The organism is Shimia sp. R10_1 (assembly GCF_017744095.1).
In the GTDB taxonomy this organism is placed as follows: Bacteria; Pseudomonadota; Alphaproteobacteria; order Rhodobacterales; family Rhodobacteraceae; genus Shimia.
In genome coordinates this window covers 28720-53009 of sequence record NZ_JAGHQX010000003.1, presented here as the reverse complement: position 1 = coordinate 53009, position 24290 = coordinate 28720, and the positions used below count along the sequence as shown (strand labels likewise).

General features: G+C 58.2%; 26 protein-coding genes. 12 read left to right on the top strand and 14 right to left on the bottom strand.

From position 1 onward, the window contains the following. On the top strand, positions 1-432 hold the full coding sequence (locus J7413_RS07170; protein ID WP_209097396.1) for a PaaI family thioesterase: 432 nt from the start codon (positions 1-3) through the stop codon (positions 430-432). 51 nt (positions 433-483) lie between these two features. On the opposite strand, the gene J7413_RS07165 is transcribed toward J7413_RS07170, so the two are convergent. Continuing rightward, positions 484-714: a DUF1127 domain-containing protein gene (locus J7413_RS07165; protein WP_247743388.1), complete on the bottom strand. Its 231-nt coding sequence runs from the start codon at positions 712-714 to the stop codon at positions 484-486. Positions 715-803: 89 nt separating this feature from the next. Between J7413_RS07165 and J7413_RS07160 the strand changes: the two genes are divergently transcribed. The 3 genes from J7413_RS07160 to rpsI all read left to right on the top strand — a co-directional run bounded on the left by J7413_RS07160 (position 804) and on the right by rpsI (position 3314). Next, positions 804-2195, top strand: coding sequence for a PLP-dependent aminotransferase family protein (locus tag J7413_RS07160; protein WP_209097395.1), 1392 nt, complete (start codon positions 804-806; stop codon positions 2193-2195). A 168-nt stretch (positions 2196-2363) separates the two neighbouring features. After that, positions 2364-2825, top strand: coding sequence for a 50S ribosomal protein L13 (gene rplM, locus J7413_RS07155; RefSeq protein WP_209097394.1), 462 nt, complete (start codon positions 2364-2366; stop codon positions 2823-2825). Positions 2826-2828: 3 nt separating this feature from the next. Then, a complete protein-coding gene (gene rpsI / locus J7413_RS07150; RefSeq protein WP_058240297.1) occupies positions 2829-3314 on the top strand; it encodes a 30S ribosomal protein S9 in 486 nt (161 codons plus the stop codon). A 144-nt stretch (positions 3315-3458) separates the two neighbouring features. Here rpsI and J7413_RS07145 read toward each other — a convergent pair whose 3' ends face one another. The 8 genes from J7413_RS07145 to secG all read right to left on the bottom strand — a co-directional run bounded on the left by J7413_RS07145 (position 3459) and on the right by secG (position 11405). Further along, the gene (locus tag J7413_RS07145; RefSeq protein ID WP_209097393.1) at positions 3459-3944 is read right to left on the bottom strand and encodes a pseudoazurin; all 486 of its coding nucleotides are present in this window, start codon (positions 3942-3944) and stop codon (positions 3459-3461) included. 286 nt (positions 3945-4230) lie between these two features. Next, positions 4231-5406, bottom strand: coding sequence for an alpha/beta hydrolase (locus tag J7413_RS07140; RefSeq protein ID WP_209097392.1), 1176 nt, complete (start codon positions 5404-5406; stop codon positions 4231-4233). An 80-nt stretch (positions 5407-5486) separates the two neighbouring features. After that, entirely contained in the window at positions 5487-6104 is a 618-nt protein-coding gene (locus J7413_RS07135; RefSeq protein ID WP_209097391.1) for a TetR/AcrR family transcriptional regulator, read from the bottom strand. Then, positions 6097-6966 (bottom strand): polyphosphate kinase 2, encoded by an 870-nt coding sequence (gene ppk2, locus J7413_RS07130; RefSeq protein ID WP_209097390.1) that lies wholly within the window; start codon positions 6964-6966, stop codon positions 6097-6099. Before ppk2 ends, J7413_RS07135 begins: the two co-directional genes overlap by 8 nt. A gap of 84 nt (positions 6967-7050) precedes the next feature. Next, complete coding sequence (gene metA, locus J7413_RS07125) at positions 7051-7995, bottom strand: homoserine O-succinyltransferase (protein ID WP_209097389.1); 945 nt, start codon at positions 7993-7995, stop codon at positions 7051-7053. 40 nt (positions 7996-8035) lie between these two features. After that, positions 8036-8905, bottom strand: coding sequence for an ATPase (locus J7413_RS07120; protein WP_209097388.1), 870 nt, complete (start codon positions 8903-8905; stop codon positions 8036-8038). Positions 8906-9158: 253 nt separating this feature from the next. Continuing rightward, complete coding sequence (locus J7413_RS07115; RefSeq protein WP_209097387.1) at positions 9159-10802, bottom strand: CTP synthase; 1644 nt, start codon at positions 10800-10802, stop codon at positions 9159-9161. A 240-nt stretch (positions 10803-11042) separates the two neighbouring features. Beyond that, complete coding sequence (gene secG / locus J7413_RS07110) at positions 11043-11405, bottom strand: preprotein translocase subunit SecG (RefSeq protein WP_209097386.1); 363 nt, start codon at positions 11403-11405, stop codon at positions 11043-11045. A gap of 185 nt (positions 11406-11590) precedes the next feature. On the opposite strand from secG, the gene nthA reads away from it, so the two are divergent. From nthA to J7413_RS07075, 7 genes are all read left to right on the top strand, one after another. Beyond that, complete coding sequence (gene nthA / locus J7413_RS07105) at positions 11591-12208, top strand: nitrile hydratase subunit alpha (protein WP_209097385.1); 618 nt, start codon at positions 11591-11593, stop codon at positions 12206-12208. Next, on the top strand, positions 12205-12882 hold the full coding sequence (nthB, locus tag J7413_RS07100; protein WP_209097384.1) for a nitrile hydratase subunit beta: 678 nt from the start codon (positions 12205-12207) through the stop codon (positions 12880-12882). The genes nthA and nthB overlap by 4 nt, the downstream gene beginning before the upstream one ends. Further along, complete coding sequence (locus J7413_RS07095; RefSeq protein ID WP_209097383.1) at positions 12879-13220, top strand: nitrile hydratase accessory protein; 342 nt, start codon at positions 12879-12881, stop codon at positions 13218-13220. Before nthB ends, J7413_RS07095 begins: the two co-directional genes overlap by 4 nt. A 124-nt stretch (positions 13221-13344) precedes the next feature. Continuing rightward, positions 13345-14658, top strand: coding sequence for an adenylosuccinate synthase (locus J7413_RS07090; RefSeq protein ID WP_209097382.1), 1314 nt, complete (start codon positions 13345-13347; stop codon positions 14656-14658). A gap of 44 nt (positions 14659-14702) precedes the next feature. Continuing rightward, the gene (locus J7413_RS07085; protein WP_209097381.1) at positions 14703-14948 is read left to right on the top strand and encodes a DUF2842 domain-containing protein; all 246 of its coding nucleotides are present in this window, start codon (positions 14703-14705) and stop codon (positions 14946-14948) included. Positions 14949-15089: 141 nt separating this feature from the next. Continuing rightward, positions 15090-15557 (top strand): DCC1-like thiol-disulfide oxidoreductase family protein, encoded by a 468-nt coding sequence (locus J7413_RS07080; protein WP_209097380.1) that lies wholly within the window; start codon positions 15090-15092, stop codon positions 15555-15557. Continuing rightward, on the top strand, positions 15554-16102 hold the full coding sequence (locus J7413_RS07075) for a DUF4166 domain-containing protein (RefSeq protein WP_209097379.1): 549 nt from the start codon (positions 15554-15556) through the stop codon (positions 16100-16102). The genes J7413_RS07080 and J7413_RS07075 overlap by 4 nt, the downstream gene beginning before the upstream one ends. Positions 16103-16147: 45 nt before the next feature. On the opposite strand, the gene J7413_RS07070 is transcribed toward J7413_RS07075, so the two are convergent. Continuing rightward, on the bottom strand, positions 16148-18517 hold the full coding sequence (locus J7413_RS07070) for a hypothetical protein (protein ID WP_209097378.1): 2370 nt from the start codon (positions 18515-18517) through the stop codon (positions 16148-16150). 141 nt (positions 18518-18658) lie between these two features. Between J7413_RS07070 and J7413_RS07065 the strand changes: the two genes are divergently transcribed. Continuing rightward, positions 18659-19339, top strand: coding sequence for a thiamine diphosphokinase (locus tag J7413_RS07065; protein ID WP_209097377.1), 681 nt, complete (start codon positions 18659-18661; stop codon positions 19337-19339). Here the strand turns inward: J7413_RS07065 and J7413_RS07060 are convergent. The 4 genes from J7413_RS07060 to J7413_RS07045 form a co-directional block, all read right to left on the bottom strand. Beyond that, on the bottom strand, positions 19296-20207 hold the full coding sequence (locus J7413_RS07060) for a DMT family transporter (protein WP_209097376.1): 912 nt from the start codon (positions 20205-20207) through the stop codon (positions 19296-19298). The two genes, J7413_RS07065 and J7413_RS07060, sit on opposite strands and share 44 nt — an antisense overlap. A gap of 505 nt (positions 20208-20712) precedes the next feature. Next, positions 20713-22659: an acetate--CoA ligase gene (gene acs / locus J7413_RS07055; protein ID WP_209097375.1), complete on the bottom strand. Its 1947-nt coding sequence runs from the start codon at positions 22657-22659 to the stop codon at positions 20713-20715. Between the two features lie 93 nt (positions 22660-22752). Then, positions 22753-23508: an ABC transporter ATP-binding protein gene (locus J7413_RS07050; RefSeq protein WP_209097374.1), complete on the bottom strand. Its 756-nt coding sequence runs from the start codon at positions 23506-23508 to the stop codon at positions 22753-22755. Between the two features lie 14 nt (positions 23509-23522). Further along, positions 23523-24278 carry an ABC transporter ATP-binding protein gene (locus tag J7413_RS07045; protein WP_209097373.1) on the bottom strand — a complete coding sequence of 252 codons (756 nt, stop codon included), beginning with the start codon at positions 24276-24278 and terminating at the stop codon, positions 23523-23525. Between the last annotated feature and the right edge of the window lie 12 nt (positions 24279-24290).

The window sequence follows — 24290 nt, the reverse complement described above, 5'->3', positions numbered from 1 at the left end:
ATGCAAGCTGTGATGAATGCAGAAGAAATGACGGAGTTTTTGAAAGAAGTGTTCCCGCAGGTCGGTGATCTCTTTCATGTTGAGCATTTGGATGGGGTGCATACCGTGATGCGGATGCGCATCACAGAAGAGAATTTGCGCCCGGGTGGCACGGTGTCTGGTCCGTCGATGTTCACGCTAGCAGATGTGGCAGCCTATGTGGCGACCATGGCGCGGATCGGGCGCGAGGCGTTGACCGTGACCACAAGTTGTTCGCTCGATTTTATGCGCAAACCTGCCGCTGGCAAGGATCTGCTTGCGAAAGCCGAATTGTTGAAACTGGGAAAAACGATGTCGGTGACACATGTCCTTTTGTTCTCAGAGGGCGAGGACGAACCGGTCGCACGCGCCAATATGACCTACGCCATACCTCCAAAGAAAATGACAACATAAAAAAAGGCCGGGATAAACCCGGCCCAGGGGGGAAGAGGCAACTGACAGAAGTCAGATTTGCCACATCTTTTTCTCAACTTCCGCGCAGGCGTCACTAAGCGACAAGCCGATGTCTTTGAGCTGCGCTTCGTCGAGTTTGGAGAGGGCACGACGGGTGCGTGCGCGCTGATCCCATGCGGTGACCACAGCAGCGAAAGACAGCGCGAGGCGTGCGGCAACAGGAAGTTGCGCATTGGCGGCGTGGCTGGTCAGGCTTTCGAGGTGTGTTGTGGTCATTGTCATGGTCATCTCCAATATTGTATTGATACAATCCTTAAATTTGTTACACTGCCTGTCTAGCTTTCGGGTGATACAATGGCGAGGAAAACATTGTGACTGGTACAATATGGCCGCCTAATTTTGAGAATTGTACCGATCCGAAGTATCTCGTCTTGATACAATCTCTTCGTTGTGCCGTTCATGGCGGTCAATTGCCTGTCGGGGAAAAGCTTCCCACGGTGCGGGATCTCGCTTGGGATCTGGGCATCACGCCGGGCACCGTTGCGCGCGCCTACAAGCTTGCTGTGGAAGAGGGGCTGTTGGAAACCACCGTGGGGCGCGGCACCTTTGTGGCTGAGGGGCGCAATGTACCGGTCACGGGCCCGGATCCTTTGGTGACGGACAGTCAGAGCGGCGATATTGATCTGCGGGCTGTACGCGTGCCGGATGTCGGGCAGGACGGGGCCATTCGCGCGGCTATGGCGCAGACCCTGAAAGATGGATCGCGCTATTTGCTCTGCCCTGATTCAACAACAGATAAGGTCGCGCGCGCAGCTGTCGTGCAGTGGATCGGACAGGACATCGCAGGCCGTATTTCAGCGGATGACGTGGTGCTGACCCTTGGCGCGCAGAGCGCTTCCATGATTGCCTTGCAAACCTGCTTGCATGGGGCGTCCCCCGTAGTGCTGACCGAAGAGATCACCTTTCCGGGCGTACGCCATGCCTGTCGCCTGCTGCGCGCCGAGGTGATTGGCATTGGCCTCGACCAACACGGCATTCGCCCAGATCGGCTGGAGGAGGCATTGCGGCGGCATGGGGGGCAGGTATTGATGACCTCTGCCCAAGCGCACAGCCCAACCGCCATTCACACGCCGCTGCAGCGTCGCCAAGAGATCGCGGCGTTGGCGCGTCGGTACAATGTCCAGATTGTTGAGGACGATTGTTATGCAATTTCCCCAACCGATGTGCCGTCTTATCGTGTCCTTTGCCCAGATCGCACTTGGTATCTTGGCTCGCTGACCAAAGCGGTCTCTTCTGCCTTGCGCTTCGGCTTCCTTGTGCCGCCGGAAGGGCGAGCGCAGCAGGCGCGGCATGTGGCGCAATCCAATTTCTATGGCGTGCCGCAACCGATGTTGGACATCTGCGCAGAGCTGATCCTGAACGGGCAGGCGGAGGGCATCAAGTGGCGCGTCCTTGCTGCGATTGATGAGCGTGTGCGTGTGGCTGTGAACATTTTGGGCAGCTGGAACATTCGCTGGCGACCGGATGTGCCGTTTATTTGGCTGCGTTTGCCCCAAGGCTGGCGCGGGTCCACGTTTGTGCGGGCGTGTGATGCAGAAGGCATCCGGATCAAATCTGCGGATGAATACGCCTTGCCGGATGGGCATGCGCCAAACGCCGTTCGAATTGCCCTTGCACCGGAATTGCCGGTCAGCGAATTGCAGGCCGCATTGGAAACGGTCTCGCGATTGCTGTCAAAACCGCCTCTTTTGAACGAAAATTGATGGGGTAAAATAATACCTATTTTTTAAGTTATTGTTTTTGTGTGTTTATTTCGGTTTTCCACCGCTTGACGTGACGCGCGGCTGCTTTATAACCCGCCCATCAATTACTGGAGAGACCGGCATGCCGGGATTCCCGGGCAACCTGTCAACCAATTTGGAAGACCTAATATGAAAACCTTCTCTGCTACTCCGGCAGACATCGAGAAGAAATGGATCATCATCGACGCCGAAGGCGTGGTGCTGGGCCGTCTTGCTTCGATCGTCGCCATGCGCCTGCGCGGCAAGCACAAGGCGTCCTTCACCCCGCACATGGACATGGGTGACAATGTCATCGTGATCAACGCGGACAAAATCCAGCTGACCGGTAAGAAGCGTTCTGACAAGAACTACTACTGGCACACTGGCCACCCAGGCGGCATCAAATCCCGCACTGCAGGTCAGATCCTGGAAGGCGAGCACCCAGAGCGCCTGGTGACCAAAGCCGTTCAGCGCATGCTGCCTGGCAACCGCCTGTCCCGCAAGCAGATGACCAACCTGCGTGTATACGCCGGTGCTGAGCATCCGCATGAAGCACAGGCCCCTGAAGTGCTGGACGTGAAGTCCATGAACAGCAAGAACACCCGGAGCTAATCAATGGCTGATCAAATCAACTCGCTTGAAGAGCTGAACGCCGTAGCCGGTGAAGAAGCTGTTGTAGAAGTTGCGGCTCCTCGTGAGCCAGTGCGCGACGAACTGGGCCGCTCCTATGCGACCGGTAAACGTAAAGACGCTGTTGCCCGCGTTTGGATCAAGCCAGGTTCTGGCAAGGTCATCGTGAACGGCAAAGACCAGGACAAGTACTTTGCGCGTCCGGTTCTTCAGCTGATCCTGCGCCAGCCTTTCCAGGTTGCCGGCGTAGAAGGTGAATTCGACGTCTATGCCACCGTGAAAGGTGGCGGTCTGACCGGTCAGGCCGGTGCGGTGAAGCACGGTATTTCTAAAGCTCTGCAGCTTTATGAACCCTCCCTGCGCGCACCTCTGAAAGCCGCTGGCTTCCTGACCCGCGACAGCCGCGTTGTGGAACGTAAGAAATACGGTAAGCGCAAAGCGCGTCGTTCGTTCCAGTTCTCCAAGCGTTAATCGCTGGACAACATACCAAAAGAAAGGGCCCGCAGATTTGCGGGCCCTTTTGCGTTTGGTGCATCTCAATGAAAGTCGCCGGCAGTGGCCTGTCTTAAAAGCAAAAGGGGCGCCATCGACGCCCCTTCTGATTGCTCGTTGAGCTTAGGCTTGTGCGAGACCTTCCGCGTCAACTTGCTCCCAGATTTGATCCCAAACCTTCTGCATGCGGCTCTTATGTTTAACGGATTTGGCCGCCTCATAATTGTCGAGTATGCCGTCGCCTTGCACGATAATCAGACCCACCATGCCCATGGCCGTGTGTGGAGTGCATTTATACCCGTAAAAACCGGGCACGGTCAGTGTGACTTCAAAATCCTTGCTGATTTTGCTTTTCCACTCTTCGGCCCCGTCAGGGAGCATGCCGGCGACGGATTGAGTGTTGTGCCCCTTGTCAACCGATACAAAGCGCACTGTGTCGCCGGGCTGAACCACTTGAATGAGTGGCTTAAAGATCATGCGGCGCTTTTTGTCGTCTGGATCTTTGTTGAGCATTTGAATGTCTACGGTGGATTGCGCAATAGAAGGGCGCGCGACCAAGAGCGCAGCGCCCGCAAGCATCAACTGGCGGCGATTGGTTTGAATAGTCATCTCAGCTTTCTCGTGTAACTGGCCGGCGCCGAAAGGCGAGAGGCCTGTTTCTTGGCGCTAGGAGCGTTTTCGCTCTCCTATGGCTGATAATGACCTATGGGCAGCCGAAAGGAGGATCAATCTGAAACGGGTCGCGACGTTGGGGCAGATTGTCCCATCGGTTCCGCGACTCAGGAGGGATGCTCAGCGTGCGGGGTGCCAAAGCCGGGCCGTTTACTTTGCGTTGCGCCTGATTGCTCGGCGTATCAGCTTGTGACGACGGAGAACACTGACTCGATCATTCCCGTCATTGCAGCTGTGTGAGCTGTTGCGGATAGTCGTCTGGAAACTGCCAGGCTGCCTCTCCTTTGAGGCGCTCAAGGCCACGTGCAGCGGGTGGTTTACCTGTCAATAAGGTTAGAAAAATATCGCTGCTTGCCCATGGGGAGGAGCGAAAATACCAATGTCCATTGCCAAGAGCGGCGCCCTCTGCGTTGGTGACATTGATGAGAGATAATTTGTCGATTGCGGCGAGTTTGGCGACATTGTCACGTGTCTCTTCAGTGACTTCTGAAAACTGGCCCAAACGGTTTTCACCAAAAAGCAGACGGGACATGGCCAAGGCGCTGTCACTGGCTGACATGTAAATCGACAGTTGATCGACACTGTTCAGCAGCCCATCAGCAATCGCTTCGGTAAAGTAATGGCGATCCAGATCACTGCCAATCAGTATGACTTGCCCAAGCCTAGCCCGACTTTCTCCGGTTTTGGACATGAGCGCGATTTGATAAACGGTTTCAAAGGTCAGCCGGGATCCCGCGCTGTAGCCAATCAGGTGGACACGCTGCACATCGGTTTCTGAGGAGAGGTATTCGATCAGGCCGCGCAGGTTGCGGCGTGTGGCTTGAGCTGTTTCCAGATCTCGTAAGTAGGCAAACCGATTTGGGGTGGCGGGCCAGTTGTAGCTTATAAAAGCGCCGCGATACCCTAAGAAATGCTGTAGTTCTTTTGAGGCCAGCGTCGGATAGGCAAAATCCACATTGTAGCCGTGAATGTAGATATAGGCGTCGCGGCTGCCAGAGCGGACCAGTTGCTGGTTGATTTCTCGACGAAATGTCGCGCTGTTTTGTGCCAGGACGTCAGCGGACGCCGGATTGGCGAGCGGATTTGGCGTGTTGACTTTAAGGGGGCCGATTTCATCGACACTTCGAACCGAAAGAGTGCGGTCAAGGTCGCGCTCAGCACTGGTGGTGAGCGTGCGCAGCTCTTGAAGCGTTTGCACTGGTGGGTCCATCGCCACAACAGCAGTGCCCACTCTCAGCGGGCCGCCGCGCCGGTTGGCATAAAATTCGGCCCTGTCTTCGGGGGTAGCAGGTGCGCGGTCGGTTGCGTAAAAGAGTGTGGACTGTTGTTCCAGTTCCTGCCCGCTGCGGTCACCGATAGGTTCAAATGCCCCCGAAGTGTATGCCACAGGAGATGGCATCAGTTTGATTTCATTATATAGTTTTTCACCGCAAGCAGTGAGCAGAGTGGCTACTGAAGCTGTGATGAAAACAAATCTGATCATGAATCCGGTGTGATTAATCCAAGTCCCCGCAGGTAAACACCGATACCGCTTTCCAGCAAATCCTCTGGGGCAAAGGGGCTTTGAGTACCGGGCGAGTTTCGTGCATAGAGTTCAACAACACCGTGGCTCATGGCCCAGACATGGGCGGAGAACATGCTGGCAGGCGGGCGTTTTTCCGGGGGGATGTGCTTGGAAAGCTCGGCGGCAGCTTGCTCCATCACACCACGTGCGCGTGCAGCAACGGCAGCCAATTCCGGCGTGCGGTTCACGGAGATGCCGCTCTCAAACATGGCGATGTAATGGCCGGGATATTTGCGCGCAAAGGCGAGGTAGGCCCGGCCGGTTGCCTCAAAAGAGGCCAGTGCAGACGGCTGCCCTTTGTCAAAGGCGTATTGCATAAGATCGGCGAAGATCTCATAGCCTTGGCGTGCTGCCTCCGCGATCAGGTCTTCGCGTCCTTCAAAATGTCGGTAAACCGCTGCAGGCGTCACGCCAGCGGTCTTGGCAGCCTCAGACAGGGTGAAGCCGGTGGGGCCCTTTGCCTCAATCAAGCTCAAGGCTGCCTCAACCAGTGCCTGACGCAGGTTGCCGTGATGGTATCCGCGTTTAGGCATCCCAGATATCCGGTCCACCGCAGACAGAAGTGTCAATCTCACCAATGGCTTGCGGATCTTTTCTGTCATACGGCAGCGCGTGAAGAACCGTGCGGATGGCGCTCAGACGCGCACGGCGCTTGTCATCAGAGCGGATCACCGTCCAGGGGGCGTGGGCGCTGTGACAGCTGGTGAGCGTTTCTGCGATTGCGGTTGTGTAAGCATCCCACCGTTTGAGGCCTTCCACATCTATCCAGCTGAGTTTCCATTGCTTTAGCGGATCTCGTTCCCGGTCGAGAAATCGGCGCAGTTGCTCGGCACGCCCGACGTTGAGCCAGAACTTGAAAAGATAGACACCATCATCCACCAGCGCCTGTTCAAAGCCGGGGGCCTGGTTGAAGAACCGCGCGCGATCGACATCGTCCGCAAAGCCGAAAACCTTCTCCACCACACCGCGATTGTACCAGCTGCGATCAAAGAAGGCGATCTCGCCGCCGGAGGGCAAGTGGTTGATATAACGCTGAAAATACCACTGAGATTGTTCGGCCTCTGTGGGTTTGGAAAGCGCCACGACACGTGCGCCACGTGGGTTCAGGTTTTCGCGGAAGCGTTTGATTGTGCCGCCTTTTCCAGCGGCATCCCGTCCCTCAAAGACCATCGCGACGCGCGCTCCACTTTCACGCACCCAATGCTGCATTTTGACAAGCTCGATCTGCAAAGCCTCAAGGTCGGCTTCGTAGATCTTGCGACTCAGGCGTTCGGAATGCGGGTAGCTTTCGCTCAGGATGTCATTCTTGTCTGCCGCTTCGATGGCCTCACGTATTGGCTTTGGCGCCTCGTCTTTGAAATACGCGCTGATGGCACCGTCAAATGGCAAGTCCATGAAACATCTCCGTTTTCCCTAATATGGGACGCCTTGTGCGGGAGTGCAATCTCCCGCGCTGATGGAGGTTAGAGGTGCCTGCGCTTAGCCGCGCAGGTCGGTGATCTCTTGACCGATACGGGTCATGTCAAATGGTGTGGTGTGATAAAGCTCTGAAATCCAGTTGCCATAGAGAAGATGCGCGTGGCTGCGCCAGCGGTTCTGCGGCGGGTTGGCCGGATTGTCGTCCGGGTAGTAGTTTGTCGGCACATTGATTGGCGTGCCTTCCGCAACGTCGCGGTCATACTCTTGCTTCAACGTGTCACTATCATATTCGAAGTGGTTGAAAATAAAGAGATCTCGGCTTTCAGGAGCTTCCACGAGGCAAGGGCCGACATCGGCGCTGTAGAGCAGGGTGTTCAGCTCTGGACGGGCGTCGATTTCATCCTTACGGATTTCTGTCCAGCGGCTGACCGGGATCACGCAATCATCTGAAAAGCCGCGCAAGAATGGCGACGCATGCGCCAGATTCTGGTGACGGAAACAGCCAAAGGCTTTGTGATCCAGAGCATGTTTTTTGACGCCGTGGAAATAGTTGATCATCGCCATGCCACCCCAGCAGACGCCAAAGGTGGAGTGCACATGGGTGCGGGTCCAGTCAAAGACCTCGCAGAGTTCCTCCCAATAGGTGACCTCTTCAAACGGCAGATGCTCAATCGGTGCGCCGGTGATGATCAGCCCGTCGAACTTTTCTCCGCTCGCCTTAACCTCCTGAAAGGGCCGGTAAAATTCGGCCATGTGAGAGGCGGCTGTGTTGCGGGTTTTGTGCTCGCTCATGCGGATGAGCGAGAGTTCGATCTGCAGCGGATTGGCCCCAATCAGGCGGGCGAATTGGTTTTCGGTCTGTATTTTCTTGGGCATCAGGTTCAGAAGCCCGATGCGCATTGGGCGAATGTCCTGACGGGCTGCCTGATCTTCGGCCATGACCATGACGCCTTCGTGCTTGAGCACGTCAAAGGCGGGGAGGTCGGCTGGGATCTTGATAGGCATGTCAGTCTCGCAAGTCTAAAAATTACAGGAACGCCGATTCTTAAGCGGCGCGGGCTTGGTCCTCAAGGGCTGCGGCGATCACATCATTGAAATCATCCGCTGTGGCAACGGTTGCAACGCTTTCAGGCGTGACAGTGATGCCCCATTTTGCCATGGCCGCATAGCGGGGCTGGCGGTGGGCAAGCGCACGCGCATAAGTCCAGCGCACAAAGGCGTCAGGATCAACGCTGCTTTCTGTCTGGCCAGTTTCGCCGAGATAATCACTCCAGGCAGAAAGGAGGAATTCCGGCTGGTAATACATAGGCTTAGGGTCGCGATCAAAGCGCTTTACCAGTGCTTCGGAATGGGCTTCTGTGCCTTTGAGCCAGACCATCAAAGTGTTCTCGGACAGCGCCGTCAGGACCGGATCATTGACATCTTCGGGATCAACCACTTCGCAGATCGAACCGCCTGTGTCGCAGACAAAGTGGTCATAGCCATAGAGGTCATGCGCACGGTCGATAAACAGTTTTGTATCCATCAATGCGGCAATCTCTGCGGTGCGATGTTGCTCTTGCCGCGCCATGTAGTCGGCAAACGGCAAGCCGCCCTGATCGGGGTTGCCGGGTTTACCGAGATAGGTGGAGAGCGGCGCGAGATTGTTGAAGGTGATGTTGGAGCCGATGTAGATCGAATCCGTCATCAACAGCTCGCGTAGAAAAGGAACTTTCATCGCTTCACGCTTGGCGTTGTCAGCAATGTGTTCGCCCATGTAGCGGGTGCCGATGCGGTAGTCGACTGAGTAGTGGAACCAGTCGCCGTTGCCACGCAGGGCGTTGGAAATATGTGTTTTTCCCAAACCAGACATGCCAAAGAGCAGCACTTTTTTCTGTGCCGCGTCACGCCAGTCTTGCGCTGATTTGTAGATCATGGCCGGGTCCCTTTTGTCTTGCGTCCACGGTGGTACTGCGCGGGGGCGGGGCGGTCAAATGCAATCGCGCAACGGGGGGCGTTAACCGGGAACACACGTGTCGGTATTGCGTCTGTATCGCGACGGTATTGCGTAGGTGCAAATTTCGCCCCGCGCAAACCCTTACCGGATCGGGCGTTGCGCGGTTTGAGCGCCTCAAAACAAAAAAGGGCACGACCTGCGCCATGCCCTTTGTTCAAATTTTATGTGCCACTCAGACCAGTCGAGAGTTGTCTTTGGCGGCGCGCACGAAATCGCGGAAAAGGGGGTGGGGGTCAAACGGCTTGGATTTCAGCTCCGGGTGGAACTGAACGCCGATGAACCATGGGTGATCTTCCCATTCCACGATTTCTGGCAGACGGCCGTCTGGGCTCATGCCGGAGAAACGCAGACCGCACTCTTCGAGCTGTTCGCGGTATTTGATGTCGACCTCATAGCGGTGACGGTGGCGTTCTTCGATGGCTTGCGTGCCATAGACCTCGGCCACTTTGGAGCCTTCGGTGAGGGCCGCGTCATAGGCGCCAAGGCGCATGGTGCCGCCTTTGTCGTCTGTCGCTTTGCGCGTGACTTTGGCGTTGCCCTGTACCCACTCCTTGAGGTGATAAACCACCGGCTCAAAGCGTTTGCCGCCAGCCTCGTGATCAAATTCCTCAGAGCCAGCTGCGTCGATGCCGGCCTTGTTGCGGGCCGCTTCGATCACGGCCATCTGCATGCCAAGGCAGATGCCGAGGTAGGGGATCTTGTGCTCGCGGGCAAATTGCGCCGCTTTGATTTTGCCTTCGGTGCCGCGCTCGCCAAAACCGCCGGGTACCAGAATGGCGTCATAGCCTTCCAGATGTGGCGCGGCGTCGCCTTTGTCAAAGACCTCGGCGTCAACCCAGCTGACCTTCACTTTCACACGGTTGGCCATGCCGCCGTGGGTGAGCGCTTCTTTGATCGACTTATAGGCGTCTTCGAGCTGGGTGTATTTGCCAACGATGGCCACATTCACCTGACCGTCGGTGTTGTGCAGACGGTCGTTCACGTCTTCCCAGACAGAGAGATCAGGACGTGGGGCAGGAGCGATGCCGAAAGCATCCAGAACCGCCTGATCCAGACCTTCACGATGGTAGGCCAGCGGGGCCTCATAGATGGATTTCAGATCATAGGCGGGCACAACGGCCTCTTTGCGCACGTTACAGAACAGGGCAATCTTGCCGCGCTCTTTTTCCGGGATCGGCTGCTCTGAGCGGCAGACCAGAATGTCGGGTGCGATGCCGATGGATTGCAGCTCTTTTACGGAGTGCTGGGTGGGCTTGGTCTTCAGCTCGCCAGAGGCTGCCAGATAAGGCAGCAGCGTAAGATGCATAAAGATCGCATCGCCACGAGGCTTGTCGTGGGCAAACTGACGGATGGCTTCAAAGAAGGGCAGACCTTCGATGTCGCCCACGGTGCCGCCGATTTCACAGAGCATGAAGTCAACTTCGTCGTCGCCCACATGCAGGAAGTCTTTGATCTCGTTGGTGACGTGGGGCACCACCTGAATGGTTTTGCCCAGATAGTCGCCGCGGCGCTCTTTCTCCAGAACGTTGGAGTAGATCCGGCCAGAGGAGACGGAATCGGTCATGCGGGCTGGCACGCCGGTGAAGCGCTCATAGTGGCCGAGGTCCAGATCGGTTTCCGCACCATCGTCGGTCACAAAGACCTCACCGTGTTCAAACGGGGACATGGTGCCCGGATCGACGTTCAGATAGGGGTCGAGCTTGCGCAGGCGGACTGTGTAGCCACGCGCCTGCAGCAGCGCGCCCAGTGCGGCTGATGCCAGGCCTTTGCCCAGCGATGAAACAACCCCACCCGTAATGAAAATGTAGCGAGCCATGCCTCTGGCGTCTCCCGTGATTGTCGATGTAGCAGCGCCCAAGCCGAGGCGATTCACACCGCCAAATGACCCAGCATCACGGGACTTAAGTCATATAGGATTCGCAGCAAGAAAGCAACCGGACCGCAAGATGCTGTTGCGGTCGGCCGTAGTGCCTCAAGCTATGGTGGTGCCCCGAGGGGCAAAAATAGAAGTGGCCCCCAAATGAGGGCCACATACACCGGCCATACTGGCCAGAAATTAGTCGGCGCGCGGCACCAGTGGGGCGTTGTCACCCTCAGATGGTGGCAGCAGCGAGTCGCCTGCGCCAGGCAGCACCGGTGCGGTTTCTTCGGCCGCAGGAGCCTGTGTGCCAAGGCGATCAAACACGGAGCTCGACGCGGAATTGTTGGCTGCGATCACAGTGAGCGCGATCGACGTACAGATGAATGCGCCCGCCAGGATCCAGGTGACGCGAGTCAGCGCAGTTGCTGCTGCGCGGCCGGAAACGGCACCGCCGCCGCCGCCCATGCCAAGGCCACCGCCCTCGGAACGCTGCATCAGAACGACGCCAATCAGCGCCAGAGCAAGAAGAAGGTGGATGATGAGGACAACGTTTTCCATTGGGACCTGTAAAGCGAGCGTTCGGATTTGTTAGCGGGGTATGTAGGCAAGTTTGGCGCGGGGGGCAAGGTGGTTTCGCGTGGCTCTTGTGCGATCCCTTTGTTGAGGCGCGGTTTCAAGGCAAAATAGCACCCTATCCATGACGTGACTGGACAGGTTAAGGCGCGGATGGCAGGCTCCGGCCTATGCCACATGATCACGCTGACCACCCGCATTCACATTTGCCGTCTGACCCTGCTTTGCGGGTGAAGGCGCTGGAAACTCTGTTGACGGACAAAGGCTTGGTAGATCCAGCCGCTTTGGATGAGATCATTGATCTTTATCAGAACAAGATTGGCCCGCAGAACGGTGCACAAGTTGTGGCCAAGATGTGGGCGGACCCGGATTTTCATGCGCAGATGATGGCTGATCCGATGCCGACGTTGCGTGATATGGGGCTCTATGGGCGTCAGGGCGAGCATATGGTGTTTGTTGAGAACACGGATGAGACCCACAATATGGTCGTGTGTACGCTCTGCAGCTGCTATCCGTGGCCGCTGCTTGGCATTCCGCCCGGGTGGTACAAATCCGATGCGTACCGGGCGCGGGCGGTGCGCGAGCCGCGCAACGTGCTGGCCGAGTTTGGCGTAAGTTTGCCGGAGGGGCAGAAAGTGCGGGTTTGGGACAGCACGGCAGAGGTGCGCTATCTGGTGGTGCCGCAGCGGCCCGCCGGCACCGAGGGCTTGAGCGAAGATGAACTGGCAGCTCTGATCACGCGGGACAGTATGATTGGCACCGCATTGGCAAAGGCGCCAGAAGCATGAGCCGGGTACATGACATGGGGGGGCGTCTGGGCACGGGGCCTGTGGACCCAACGGATGGCTATGAGTTTGCGGAGGCCAAGGATTGGCACAAACGGGCGCTCGCATTGAATGTGGCCTGCGGCTTTCTGGGGCAGTGGAACATTGATGCCTCCCGCCATGCACGCGAGCTGCTGAGCCCTCAGGACTACACGCGGTATTCTTATTATGAGAAATGGATGGGCGGGCTTGCCGATCTGATGGTGGCGCGCGGTGTGCTGACGGAAGCAGAGCTGGCGAGCGGTCAGGCGGATGGCGTGTCGCCTGTGGCGGAGCGTGCGGCGAAGCCCGGCGCGGTTACCGGCGCGCTGATGAATGGCAGCCCCTATACACGTGACGCTGCTGCGCCGCAGTTTGCGGTGGGCGCAAAGGTGCAGACACGGCGGCCTGCGCGCAATGTGATGGTGCAGGGCGGACACACACGCCTGCCAACCTATGCCAGCGGGGCCAAAGGCGAGGTGGTCTTGCAGCATGGCGCACATGTGTTTCCTGACAGCAACGCGCATTTTCAGGGAGAGGCGGCGGAGCCGCTTTATGCGGTGCGATTTTCGGCGCAAGAGCTGTGGGGCGAAGAGGCCGATCCGCGCGATGAGGTCGTGCTGGATTTGTGGGAAAGCTATCTGGAGCCCGCAGAATGACATGGTGTGGCGGCAGGCCGGAGCCTGCGTTTGAAGCGCCTTGGCATGCACAGCTTTTTGCGATCACCGTTGCGCTGAATGAGGCGGGGCATTTTGACTGGCCGGATTGGGCGGAGCGCTTTGGGGCCACGTTAAAAGCACACGGGTTGGTCAAAGAATTGGATGGCGGGGAAGACTACTTCAATGCCTGGCTGGAGACGCTGGAAGGGTTCTTGCAGGATCTGGGCGTGGCAGAAGCCGCGGTTTTGCGAGAGCTGAAAGAGGGCTGGACACGGGCCTATCTGAACACGCCCCATGGCGCACCGGTACATCTGGCGGCGGGGGAGGTCGCTCGCTGAGGCCAGATGCGCGTTCTGTCAGAGAAATTGCGGCAGTTGTACGCTTTGGCGCAGTTTGCGGTTTCGCACCTCAATCAACATCGCTACAAGGGCGCGGGTTTGAACTCTCTGCAAAGGACCGGATATGGCCAATGTTGTTGTTGTAGGCGCTCAGTGGGGCGATGAGGGAAAAGGCAAGATCGTTGACTGGCTCAGCGAACGTGCCGATGTCATCGCACGTTTCCAAGGGGGACATAACGCTGGCCACACTCTGGTGATCGACGGGAAAGTCTACAAGCTGCACGCGCTGCCATCTGGCGTTGTGCGCGGTGGTAAGCTGTCGGTGATTGGCAACGGTGTGGTGCTGGACCCGTGGCATCTGATCACTGAGATCGGCCAAGTGCGCCAGCAGGGCGTGGAAATTTCGCCAGAAACGCTGATGATCGCGGAAAACACCCCGCTGATCATGCCATTCCACGGCGAGCTGGACCGGGCCCGCGAAGAGGCGGCCTCCAAAGGCACAAAAATTGGCACCACCGGGCGTGGCATTGGCCCAGCTTATGAAGACAAAGTGGGCCGCCGTGCGATCCGTGTGGCTGATCTGGCGGACGAAGCGACGCTGGAAGCCCGCGTGGACCGTGCGTTGCAGCACCATGATCCGTTGCGCAAAGGTCTGGGCGTGGAGCCGATTGACCGGGATGCGCTGATTGCACAGCTCAAAGACATCGCCAAAGATATTCTGCCTTATGCGGCGCCTGTCTGGAAAGTGCTGAACGAGAAGCGCAAAGCGGGCAAGCGTATCCTGTTTGAAGGGGCGCAGGGCGCGCTTTTGGACATTGATTTCGGCACTTATCCGTTTGTGACCTCCTCCAATGTGATCGCGGGCCAAGCGGCCACCGGCGTGGGCATTGGTCCGGGCTCCATCGACTATGTGCTGGGCATTGTGAAAGCCTACACCACCCGCGTGGGCGAAGGCCCGTTCCCAACCGAGCTTTTGAAAGAAGACGGCACACCGGATGCGGATGGTGAGCGCCTTGGCACCCGTGGCCATGAATTTGGCACCACCACCGGCCGTCAGCGTCGTTGTGGCTGGTTTGATGCGGCTCTGGTGCGCCAGACCTGTGCGACTTCTGGCATCAAAGGCATCTGCCTGACCAAGCTGGACGTGCTGGACGGCTTTGAAACGCTGAAAATCTGCGTCGGCTATGAGCTGGATGGTGAAACGTTGGACTATCTGCCCACGGCGGCAGATCAGCAGGCGCGCTGTAAGCCGATCTATGAAGAGATCGACGGTTGGAGCGAGAGCACCGAAGGCGCGCGCAGCTGGAACGATCTGCCCGCCAATGCGATCAAATACGTGAAGCGCGTGGAAGAGCTGATTGAGTGCCCGGTGGCACTTTTGTCCACCAGCCCAGAGCGTGAAGACACCATTCTGGTGACCGATCCGTTTGCGGACTGAACACGTAAACCAAAATGAGTTTGGCGTAAAAAGGAGAGGATGACATGGCCCTAAGCTACAAGGCACGACGTTGCATGGCGCTTCTGGTTTTGGTGGTGGGGCTGCCCGTCTATATCCTCGTGGCCTCTGTTCTGGCCACAACGATTTCGCCAAACTCTTTCCTTGGCACTTTGGCGCTTTATGTCGGGTTGGGGCTTGTTTGGGTGTTTCCGTTCAAATCGGTGTTCAAAGGCATCGGTCAGGCGGACCCGGATGCGGAAAAGCCCCGGTTTGACGACGACCCGCGGTAAGCAGTTTGCGACAGGATATTAGAGTGGCGGCGGCACGATGGTGTCGCCGTTTTTCGTTGTGCAGTTTAGGGTTGTGCAGCTTGGGGTTGTGTATCTGGTGCTGGTCTGCGAGGCTGGGTATGGACAAGACAGAGACTGGCCATGGCGCAGCTTCCCGAACGAGCCCCGTATTCCTATCGTGATGATCCTGCAATTGCGGATTTTGACGACAGTGGACCTGTGGCTGTGATGGATGGCGACTGTGCGCTGTGCAGCTTTGGCGCGCGGATGATTGCGCGGTTCGACCGTGCGGCGCGGTTTCGTATCTGTCCGGGCCAGACCGAACTTGGGACCGCTTTGCTTGCCCATTTTGACCTGAAACCAGAGGATCCGGAAAGCTGGTTGCTGATCATTGACGGCCGCGCCTACAGTTCATTGGATGCGATGATCCGGGCAGGGGCGGAAGTCGGCGGCATTGGGCATGTGCTGCGCCCGCTCCGGATTTTGCCGCGCCCGGTGCAGGACTGGATCTATCGCCGGATCGCGCGCAACCGCTATGCGCTGTTTGGCCGAACAGACATGTGTGCCCTGCCGGATCAGCGGCTTAAAGCGAGGCTTTTGTTGAAGTGACGTCCCTTCATTTTGAGCGTGCATTTGGCCATATGTGGTCATCATTACCCATAGAGATCAAAGAATTACATCGCGTTACTGATGTGTCTCACTTCAACGGTGAGGCGAAGATTTCGCGGGGGCGCAGTTTGCCTGCGCGGCTGACGGCGTGGTTTTTTGGGTTTCCAAAAGCGGCGGAGGCCTGTCCAGTCACGGTGACCAAAACGCGGGAAGCGGAGGGGGAGCTTTGGGTGCGGGTCTTTGGTGCGCAGCGGTTTCAGTCCCGTTGCGCCCCCGCGCCAGAACCTGGGCGGTTCCGGGAACGCTTTGGCGCATTTTTGTTTGAGGTCGACCTAGAGGTGGTTGATGGTGAGGTGTCCATGCCGCTGCGCCGGGGCTGGGTTTGCGGTGTTCCCTTGCCGCGTTGGACGTTGCCCAAGAGTGAAACGCGCGAGTTCGTGGCCGAAGGGCGCTTTCATTTTGACGTGTCGTTGCGCATGCCATTTGGGGACGCGCTGATTGTGCGCTACCAAGGGTATCTGGAGCCAGTCTCCCAAACGCAATAAAAAACCCGGCCAAGGGCCGGGTCTCTGTCGTGATCTGAGAAGGTCTTAGCCTGCTTCGCGGTCGCGTGGTTGAAAGTTGATCGCCTGCGTCGCGGTGAAGCGGCCACCGGCGAGTTTTTCGATCTTTTTCTCACGCAGAAGCTGGCCAAAGCTGCGCAGCCCTTCTTCGCGGGTGAACTGTGGAATGTTTACCTCGCGCGCCATACGCATGAGCATTGGGCGGGTGAAACGCTGCATGCCTTCCACATAAGTCAAATAGGCCGCTGCGGCCTCTACGCTTTCGGGGAGCTGTGTGGCACCAACGGATTTGGCATAGTCCGTAAACCCACTCAGCGTGGCGTTGCCAGAGCTGACGGGCGCGGCCGCCCGTGCCGCTTCGTCGCGGTCAAACTGGTCTGCGGAGATACGACGTGGGCGCACCGGAATGCGGCGCGGGGCGCGTTTGGTTGGGGCGGCTTCTGTGCCCGAGCTATCTGCAGATGCGGGAGCACCATCCACCCGCTGTGCGGCCACCAGCTTGAGCGGAGAGGCCGCAGGCTGGGTCGCGTCTGCCATGTCTGATGCGGGACTTACGGCGCTTGCCAGATCGCTGCGATAGGCAGAGGTATCATCGGCGTCGCTGGCGGCAGATTTGTTGCGTTTTTCTGCGCGGGTGGCAGCCACAGCTGCGCGCAGATGGGCGATCGCGCTGCGGCGGCCTTTGCCCGCAGGCTCCTGCATTTCGCTGTCAGCTTTGGCCATAAGGCGGCTCAGATCTGCTTCGGTCTGCACGGCGCGTTCGGGGGCGGGGGCCGCCGCTTGCGTGGGCGCTTCGGTGGGATCTTCGGCAAAAAGGTTTTCAGCGTCCTCCGCCAGATCCGCGTCATCCGCGCTCTCTGTGGGTTCTGCGTCGGCCTGTTTCAGTTCTGCTTCGACCTGCGCAAGCTCAGACAGGAGCTCAGCCTCATCTTCTGGCGTCAGGCTGGAGGCTGGCGCATCTTGTGGATCCGCGTCGTCCTCCACGGGTTCTGCTTCCAGCAAACCGGCGGCCACGGCTTCTTCGAAATCCGCTTTCTTCATGCGCACGACGCGGGCGCGCAGTGGCGCAGTGTCTTCTGTGGTTGCCGTGCTTTCGGCAGCGTCGGCGGTGTATTCTTCGCCGTCTGCAAGCAAGTCCGCCTCTGAGGCGATCATATTTGCGACCGCTTCTTCGGTTTGAGCGGTGTCACCCGCTTCAGCGTCAGCTGTTGGGGAGATCTCTTCCTCTGAGGGTGCGGCGACATCTGCTTCGTCAAAGATGTTGCGCTCTGACGCCTGATCTTCGGCTTCAGCTGGGTCCGCCGCGGTGACTTCCTCCATCTCTGCCGGGGCCTCGGCGGAGCGAGAAACGACAGCGCGGATGCGCTCAAGCTTGGCTGCGATAGAATTCTCTTCGTAGGCCGTGCTGTCCTCTTCTTCTTCCGCATCCCAATCTGAGAGTTCGGTGGCGGGTTCGGCAAAGGGGTCGCTGCTGTCTTCAACCACGTTTTCCAGAACCAACGGCGCATCGTCGCTCGCGGTATCTGTGGCGGGTGTGTCTGCGGTCTCTTCTGCCTGCTCTTCAGAATGGTCCTGAAGCTCTTCGGCGCTGTCTTCCGCTTCTGCTGTGTCCTGATCTTCGGCAGAGACGGTGAGGGCTTCTTCTTCAGGCGCCTCTTCTACGGTGTCTTCTGCTGTGGTGTCTTCTGCTGTCTCTGCGATCTCTTCGGCAACGGCCTCTTCAACTGCGGTGTCTGACAGTTCTTCCTCAGCGTGCTCGTCGGCGGAGACAACAGCGGCGATTGCACCCAGATCAATCGGGGTGTCGTCGGACACGTTTTCGATGGCGTCTTCGATGTAGAGGTCATCTTCTGCGGGCGCGGTGTCCAGCGTGTCGTTGGCGATGGCAGAAAGCACGCTGTCGGTCACACTTGGGGTGATTGCGGCGGGAGCCACATCTTCGGCCAGGGTTTGCTGCGCGGTCGCTTGAGTAGATGCGTCTGCCTGTGGGGCGGTGGTCAGTGGCGGCTGCGGCGCAGGGGCTGATGCAACCTCTGGTGTTGTTGGGGCTGCCGCTGGCGCATCGTTTTGGGCCACAGGTGGTGCGACAGGCGCAGCAGCTGGAGCAGCAGCGGACGCTGGCGTGGCAACGGTGGGCTGCGGCGCATTGGTGCTCAGGACAATGGTGCCCTGATCCATGCGTGCGCTCACACGGCGTGCAATTTCCTTTTCCGCAATACGGGCCAGCATTTCTGCATCCGGAGTGGGGGGCTCGGCACCAAAATACCGATCATCCGCCGCCAGATCGCGGAAGTACTCAGCGATGGCTTTCATTGTGTCAAACGACTCCTCAAACCCTTCCAGGGTGCAGGAGAACGTCCCGTATGAAACCGTGAGTACTTTGTTATTCGTAACCATCTTTGCGGGTCCTTTGCACTACTCAGCAACCAAACTATCACTCAAGGAACGTCGAAACGTGAACGAATCTGTGAAACTTAGAGTATGATTTTGGGGCGAAAATGTGTCCGACTACGTGGGGATAGGGGAGACGACCACAATATGTGCCAAATTGTCCAAAAATTAGAGCCATTAACTTTGGCGGGTGCAGGGGTTCTGGCATCAGAAGACCTGTCTGCGGCTTTGGAGATTGGGCCAACACTGATCGCAGCGGATGGTGGCGCGGCGCATTGCATCGCCGCCGGGCATCTGCCGGACCTTGTGATCGGTGACATGGATTCGCTTGCTGAAAACATAAGAGAATCGATATCGCCAGAACGGTTAATTTTTGTTGCAGAACAAGACAGCACCGATTTTGACAAAGCTTTGCGACACATTTTGGCACCAGTTGTGCTGGCGGTGGGCTTTACCGGGGCGCGCGTGGATCACGAGCTGGCCTGTTACAATGCGCTGGCGCGCCATGCGGATCGCCGCTGTGTTATCATTGGCGAAAGCGATGTGGTCTGCCTGCTGCCGCCCAAACTGGCCTTACCAGTCCCAGCGGGCACGCGCGTGTCGCTGTTTCCCATGGGTGTGGTGCAGGGGCGCTCTGAAGGGCTGAAATGGCCGATTGATGACATCACCTTTGCGCCGGATGGCATGGTGGGCACCTCCAATGAGGCCACGGGGCCTGTGCAACTTGAGGTGGACGCGCCAGGCATGTTGTTGATCCTGCCCAAGGCGCATCTGGGGCTGTTGATCAGCCAGCTTCTGGCGACGCCCGCAGGATGGCCCGCTCTCTGAAAATCACATAAAGCCCGGCGCCCATGGTGATGCAGATGCCCAAAGAGGCCAGCGCATTGGGCCAGTCGCCAAAGATCAGCCAGCCGACCAGCGCGGCAAAGGGAATTTCGACATATTGGATGGAGGCGAGCGTCGTGGAGGGGGCATAGCGCAGCGACCACGACATAAAGAGATGGCCGACGGTGCCAAGCAGACCGATCAGCAACAGCAACCACCAAATGTGGCCTGTAGGGCGGACAAAAGAGAGCTCCGCGATGCCGAGCTGATGGCCGATCAGCAAGACTGGTAGCAGGATCACGGTGGCAATCACCCCATTGCTGGCCTGTAGCACGATGGGGTCGACCTCTTTGACGATCTGGCGCGTGACCAGCATGAACAGCGCAAACACCACCGCGACCCCCAGCGGCAGCAGCGCAGGCGCGCCAACCTCGGCAAAGCTGGGCTGGATCACCAGAAGCGTGCCGATAAAGCCAATAACGCAGGCCATAAGGCGGCGCAGGCCCACTTCTTCACCCAGTACATATTTGCCCAGCAGAAGCATGATGAAGGGCATGACAAAGGCAATCGCCACCGCATCCGCCAGCGGCAGATAGCGCAAAGCAGTGAACATGAAGCCGATGCCCGCAATGTGCAAAAGCGTGCGCCAGACCACCAAGCCAAACAGGCGGCGCGGTATGTGCCAGGGACGGCGGGTGGCCGCCACGAGGGCCAGCAGGATCGCCCCCTGCATGGAAAACCGCATCAGAATGAGCATGCCCAGCGGCAGAACCGTAGAGAGAAGCTTTGCGGTGGCGTCCCCAAGCGGGGCGAGCACACAGAATCCAAGCATCAACAGGATGCCGAGGAGGGGGCGATCAGCATGAGACATTGGGGCAGGTTAGGGGCGAGTGAACGGTTGTTCAACTGGTTTGGATGGGAGTTTTTAGGGGCGAAAGGCAGACGTAGAAGAGGCCTTAGTGGCAAAACTTCGGATAGAAAGGCCGATGCGCGGAGAAAACTTCTGTTTCAATGCTCGTTGAAACAGATTGAGAAAGCAATGCAGAGCTAACTTAGCGGGAGCTGTGAACCATACGATAACCAAAAATAAAAATTCCGAAGCCGCATACCACCATTGGCACCAGCGGATCTACAGTCTCAGCAAGAATCTTCGGGACGACAAAAAACAGCCCCATTGAAGCGACGCAGAGAATGAAGTTGGCAAAGGGAGATGAAAGAGTTTTCCGCATCGATGGTGTTCTCTCTGTTTAGCACTGTTTTTTGCGTTTCAGCGCGGTGTGCTGCAATTTCCCTCCGAAAAAAAACGGGCTGACGCGAGGGCCAGCCCGACAGGGAGTGACCCGCGCGATGAGGTGCACGCGCGGGATCGGGAAGGTCTATCGGTTCATGCGGTTTTCGATGAGGTCGTCGACCACGCCGGGGTCTGCCAGCGTGGAGGTGTCTCCCAGCGCGCCGTAGTCGTTTTCGGCGATCTTGCGCAGGATGCGGCGCATGATTTTGCCGGAGCGGGTTTTGGGCAGGCCGGGCGCCCACTGGATCAGATCAGGCGAGGCAATCGGGCCGATTTCCGTGCGCACCCAGTTGCGCAGCTCGGTGCGCAATTCATCTGATGGCGCGCGGTCGTTCATCAGGGTGACGTAGCAGTAGATGCCCTGGCCCTTGATGTCATGGGGGTAGCCGACCACAGCGGCCTCAGCCACGGCGGCATGGGCCACCAGCGCGCTTTCGACCTCGGCGGTGCCCATGCGGTGGCCGGAGACATTGATCACATCATCCACGCGGCCGGTGATCCAATAGTCGCCATCCGCGTCGCGGCGGCAGCCGTCACCGGCAAAGTAATAGCCTTTGTAATCGGCGAAATAGGTCTTCTCAAAACGCGCGTGATCGCCCCAGACGGTGCGCATTTGTGAGGGCCAGCTGTCGGCAATGGCCAGCACGCCTTCCACGCCATTGCCTTCGATTTCCTCGCCAGACTGCGGATCGAGCACCACCGGCTTCACGCCAAAGAACGGCTTCATCGCAGCACCCGGTTTGGTGGCGTGCGCGCCGGGCAGGGGGGTCATCATGTGGCCGCCGGTCTCGGTCTGCCACCAGGTGTCCACAATCGGGCAATTGCCTTTGCCAACCACGTCATTGTACCAGGTCCAGGCTTCCGGGTTGATCGGCTCCCCCACGGTGCCAAGGATTCGCAGGGAGGAGAGATCACATTTCTCCACATATTCATTGCCTTGCCCCATCAGCGCGCGCAGCGCGGTGGGCGCGGTGTAGAACTGGTTCACCCGGTGCTTTTCGCAGACCTGCCAGAAACGGGAGGCATCTGGATAAGTTGGCACGCCTTCAAACATCAGCGTGGTCGCGCCATTGGCCAGCGGGCCATAAACGATATAGCTGTGGCCGGTGACCCAGCCCACATCCGCCGTGCACCAGAAGATGTCGCCGTCTTTGTAGTCAAAGGTGTATTCATGGGTCATCGACGCGTAGACCAGATAGCCGCCGGTGCTGTGTACCACGCCCTTGGGCTGGCCGGTGGAGCCGGATGTGTAAAGAATGAACAGCGGGTCTTCGGCGCTCATCTCCGCAGGTTTGCAGTAGTCGCCCACCTCCAGCGCCATTTCGTTGTAGTCGTAATCGCGCCCGTCAATCCATGTGGTCTGCTCGCCGGTGCGCTTGACCACCAGACATTTCACAGTGTCTTTGGTGTGCAGGAGCGCCGCATCGGTGTTGGATTTGAGCGCGGTCTTGCGGCCGCCACGTGGGGCGTAATCGGCGGTGATCACCACTTTGGCGTCACAGCCGTTGATGCGCGCCGCCAGCGCGTCTGGGCTGAAACCTGCAAACACAATCGAGTGGATCGCGCCGATGCGGGCACAGGCCAGCATGGCATAGGCGGCCTCGGGGATCATCGGCAGATAGATCACCACGCGGTCGCCTTTGCGCACGCCCATGCTTTCCAGCACATTGGCCATGCGGCAGACGCGGCGGTGCAGATCGGCATAGGTGATCGACTGGGCCGGCTCTTTGGGATCATCCGGTTCAAAGATGATCGCCGCCTGATTGCCGCGGGTTTCCAGATGGCGGTCAATACAGTTGGCGGCCACGTTGAGCGTGCCATCCTCAAACCATTTGATGTCGATGTTGCCCGGCGCAAAAGAGGTGTTTTTCACCTTGGTGTAGGGCTTGATCCAGTCAATCCGCTGCCCGTGCTCCCGCCAGAACCCCTCAGGGTCAGACATCGACGCCGCATACATCGCGTCATACTTCTCTGCGGTGATCGTGGCGTTTGCCGCCATCTCTTCCGATGGCGCGTAGGTTTTGTCAGACATGGTTTCCCCCCGAAAAGTCAAATTTGAGGCGAGGTTAGGGGGATGGGCCGCGAGGTCAAGCCCAGCTGTGTGTCCTCCCCCTAACTTGTTGAATCAAATCGCGAGGTATTCGGCGCGCAGCTCTTCGTTGCCAAGCACCTCGGCGGCGGCACCATCAAACACCACGGAGCCTGTATCCAGGATCACAGCGCGGTCGGCGAGCTCGAGTGCGCGCACGGCGTTTTGTTCCACGATGATGGTCGTGATGCCCTGTTCCTTGATGATGCGCAGGGTTTTTTCGATTTCATCCACGATCACCGGGGCGAGGCCCTCATAAGGCTCATCCAGAAGGAGGACCTTGAGGTCGCGGGCCAGGGCGCGGGCGATGGCGAGCATTTGCTGTTCACCACCAGACAGCGTGACGCCTTCCTGCTTGCGGCGCTCACCCAGACGCGGGAAGAGCTCATAAAGACGCTCAATCGACCAGCCGATGGGCGGCGCGATTTGGGCGAGCTGGATGTTTTCTTCCACGGTCAGGCCGGGGATGATGGAGCGATCTTCTGGCACCAGACCGATGCCTGCGCCGGCGGCCTCATAGGATTTCATTAGGTGCAGCGGCTGGTGATCCAGCCAGATCTCGCCGTGTGTGACCTGAGGGTCGTTCATGCGAGCGATGGACCGCAGGGTCGAGGTTTTGCCTGCGCCGTTGCGGCCCAGCAGGGCGAGGATTTCACCCTCATGCACATTGAAGCTGATGTTTTGGACGATGTAGCTCTCGCCGTAGTAGCTCTCCATGTTCCAGACGGAGAGATAGGCGGGGGCGGTTTCGGCCAGATTGTGGCCTTTGGAGAAATCGGGTTTGACGTTCATGTTTTCTGTCCCCCTTAAGCGGTTTCACCAAGATACGCTTCGCGCACCTTCGGATGGCCTTTGATGTTTTCCGGATCGTCCTCCACCAGCGGTGTGCCCTGAGCCAGAACGGTGATGCGCTGCGCCAGTGAGAACACCACATGCATGTCGTGTTCGATGATGGCGATTGTGATGTCGCGCTCGTCCGAGATCTGTTTCAACAGGTCGATGGTGTTGTTTGTATCCGCGCGTGCCATGCCGGCGGTGGGTTCATCCAGCAGCAACAGGCGCGGCTCTTGTGCCAGACACATGCCGATCTCAAGGCGGCGTTTGTCCCCGCGCGACATGGAGGCTGCGTGCATGTGACGCTTGTCGGCCATGTTCATGTCATCAAGCATGCTTTCCGCACGCTCAACCACATCTTTTTCGCTGAACATATTGGCAATGGCTTGCAGTGAAAACGCCCCGTCCCGTTTGGCAAAGCAGGGGATCATCATGTTTTCCATTACGGTGAGTTCGCCAAAGATTTCTGGCGTCTGGAACACGCGGGAGATGCCCATCTGATTGATCTCATGCGGCGTGCGGCCCAGAACGGACTGGCCGTCAAACATGACAGAGCCCGTATCTGGAATGAGCTTGCCCACGAGGCAGTTCAGCAGGGTGGATTTCCCGGCCCCGTTGGGGCCGATAATCGCATGCACGCTGTTTTCCTTAACGGAAAGGTTCACATCAGACAGCGCCTGAAGGCCACCAAACCGCTTTCCTACGTCTTTGACTTCGAGAATTCCCATCTGTCCGTCTCC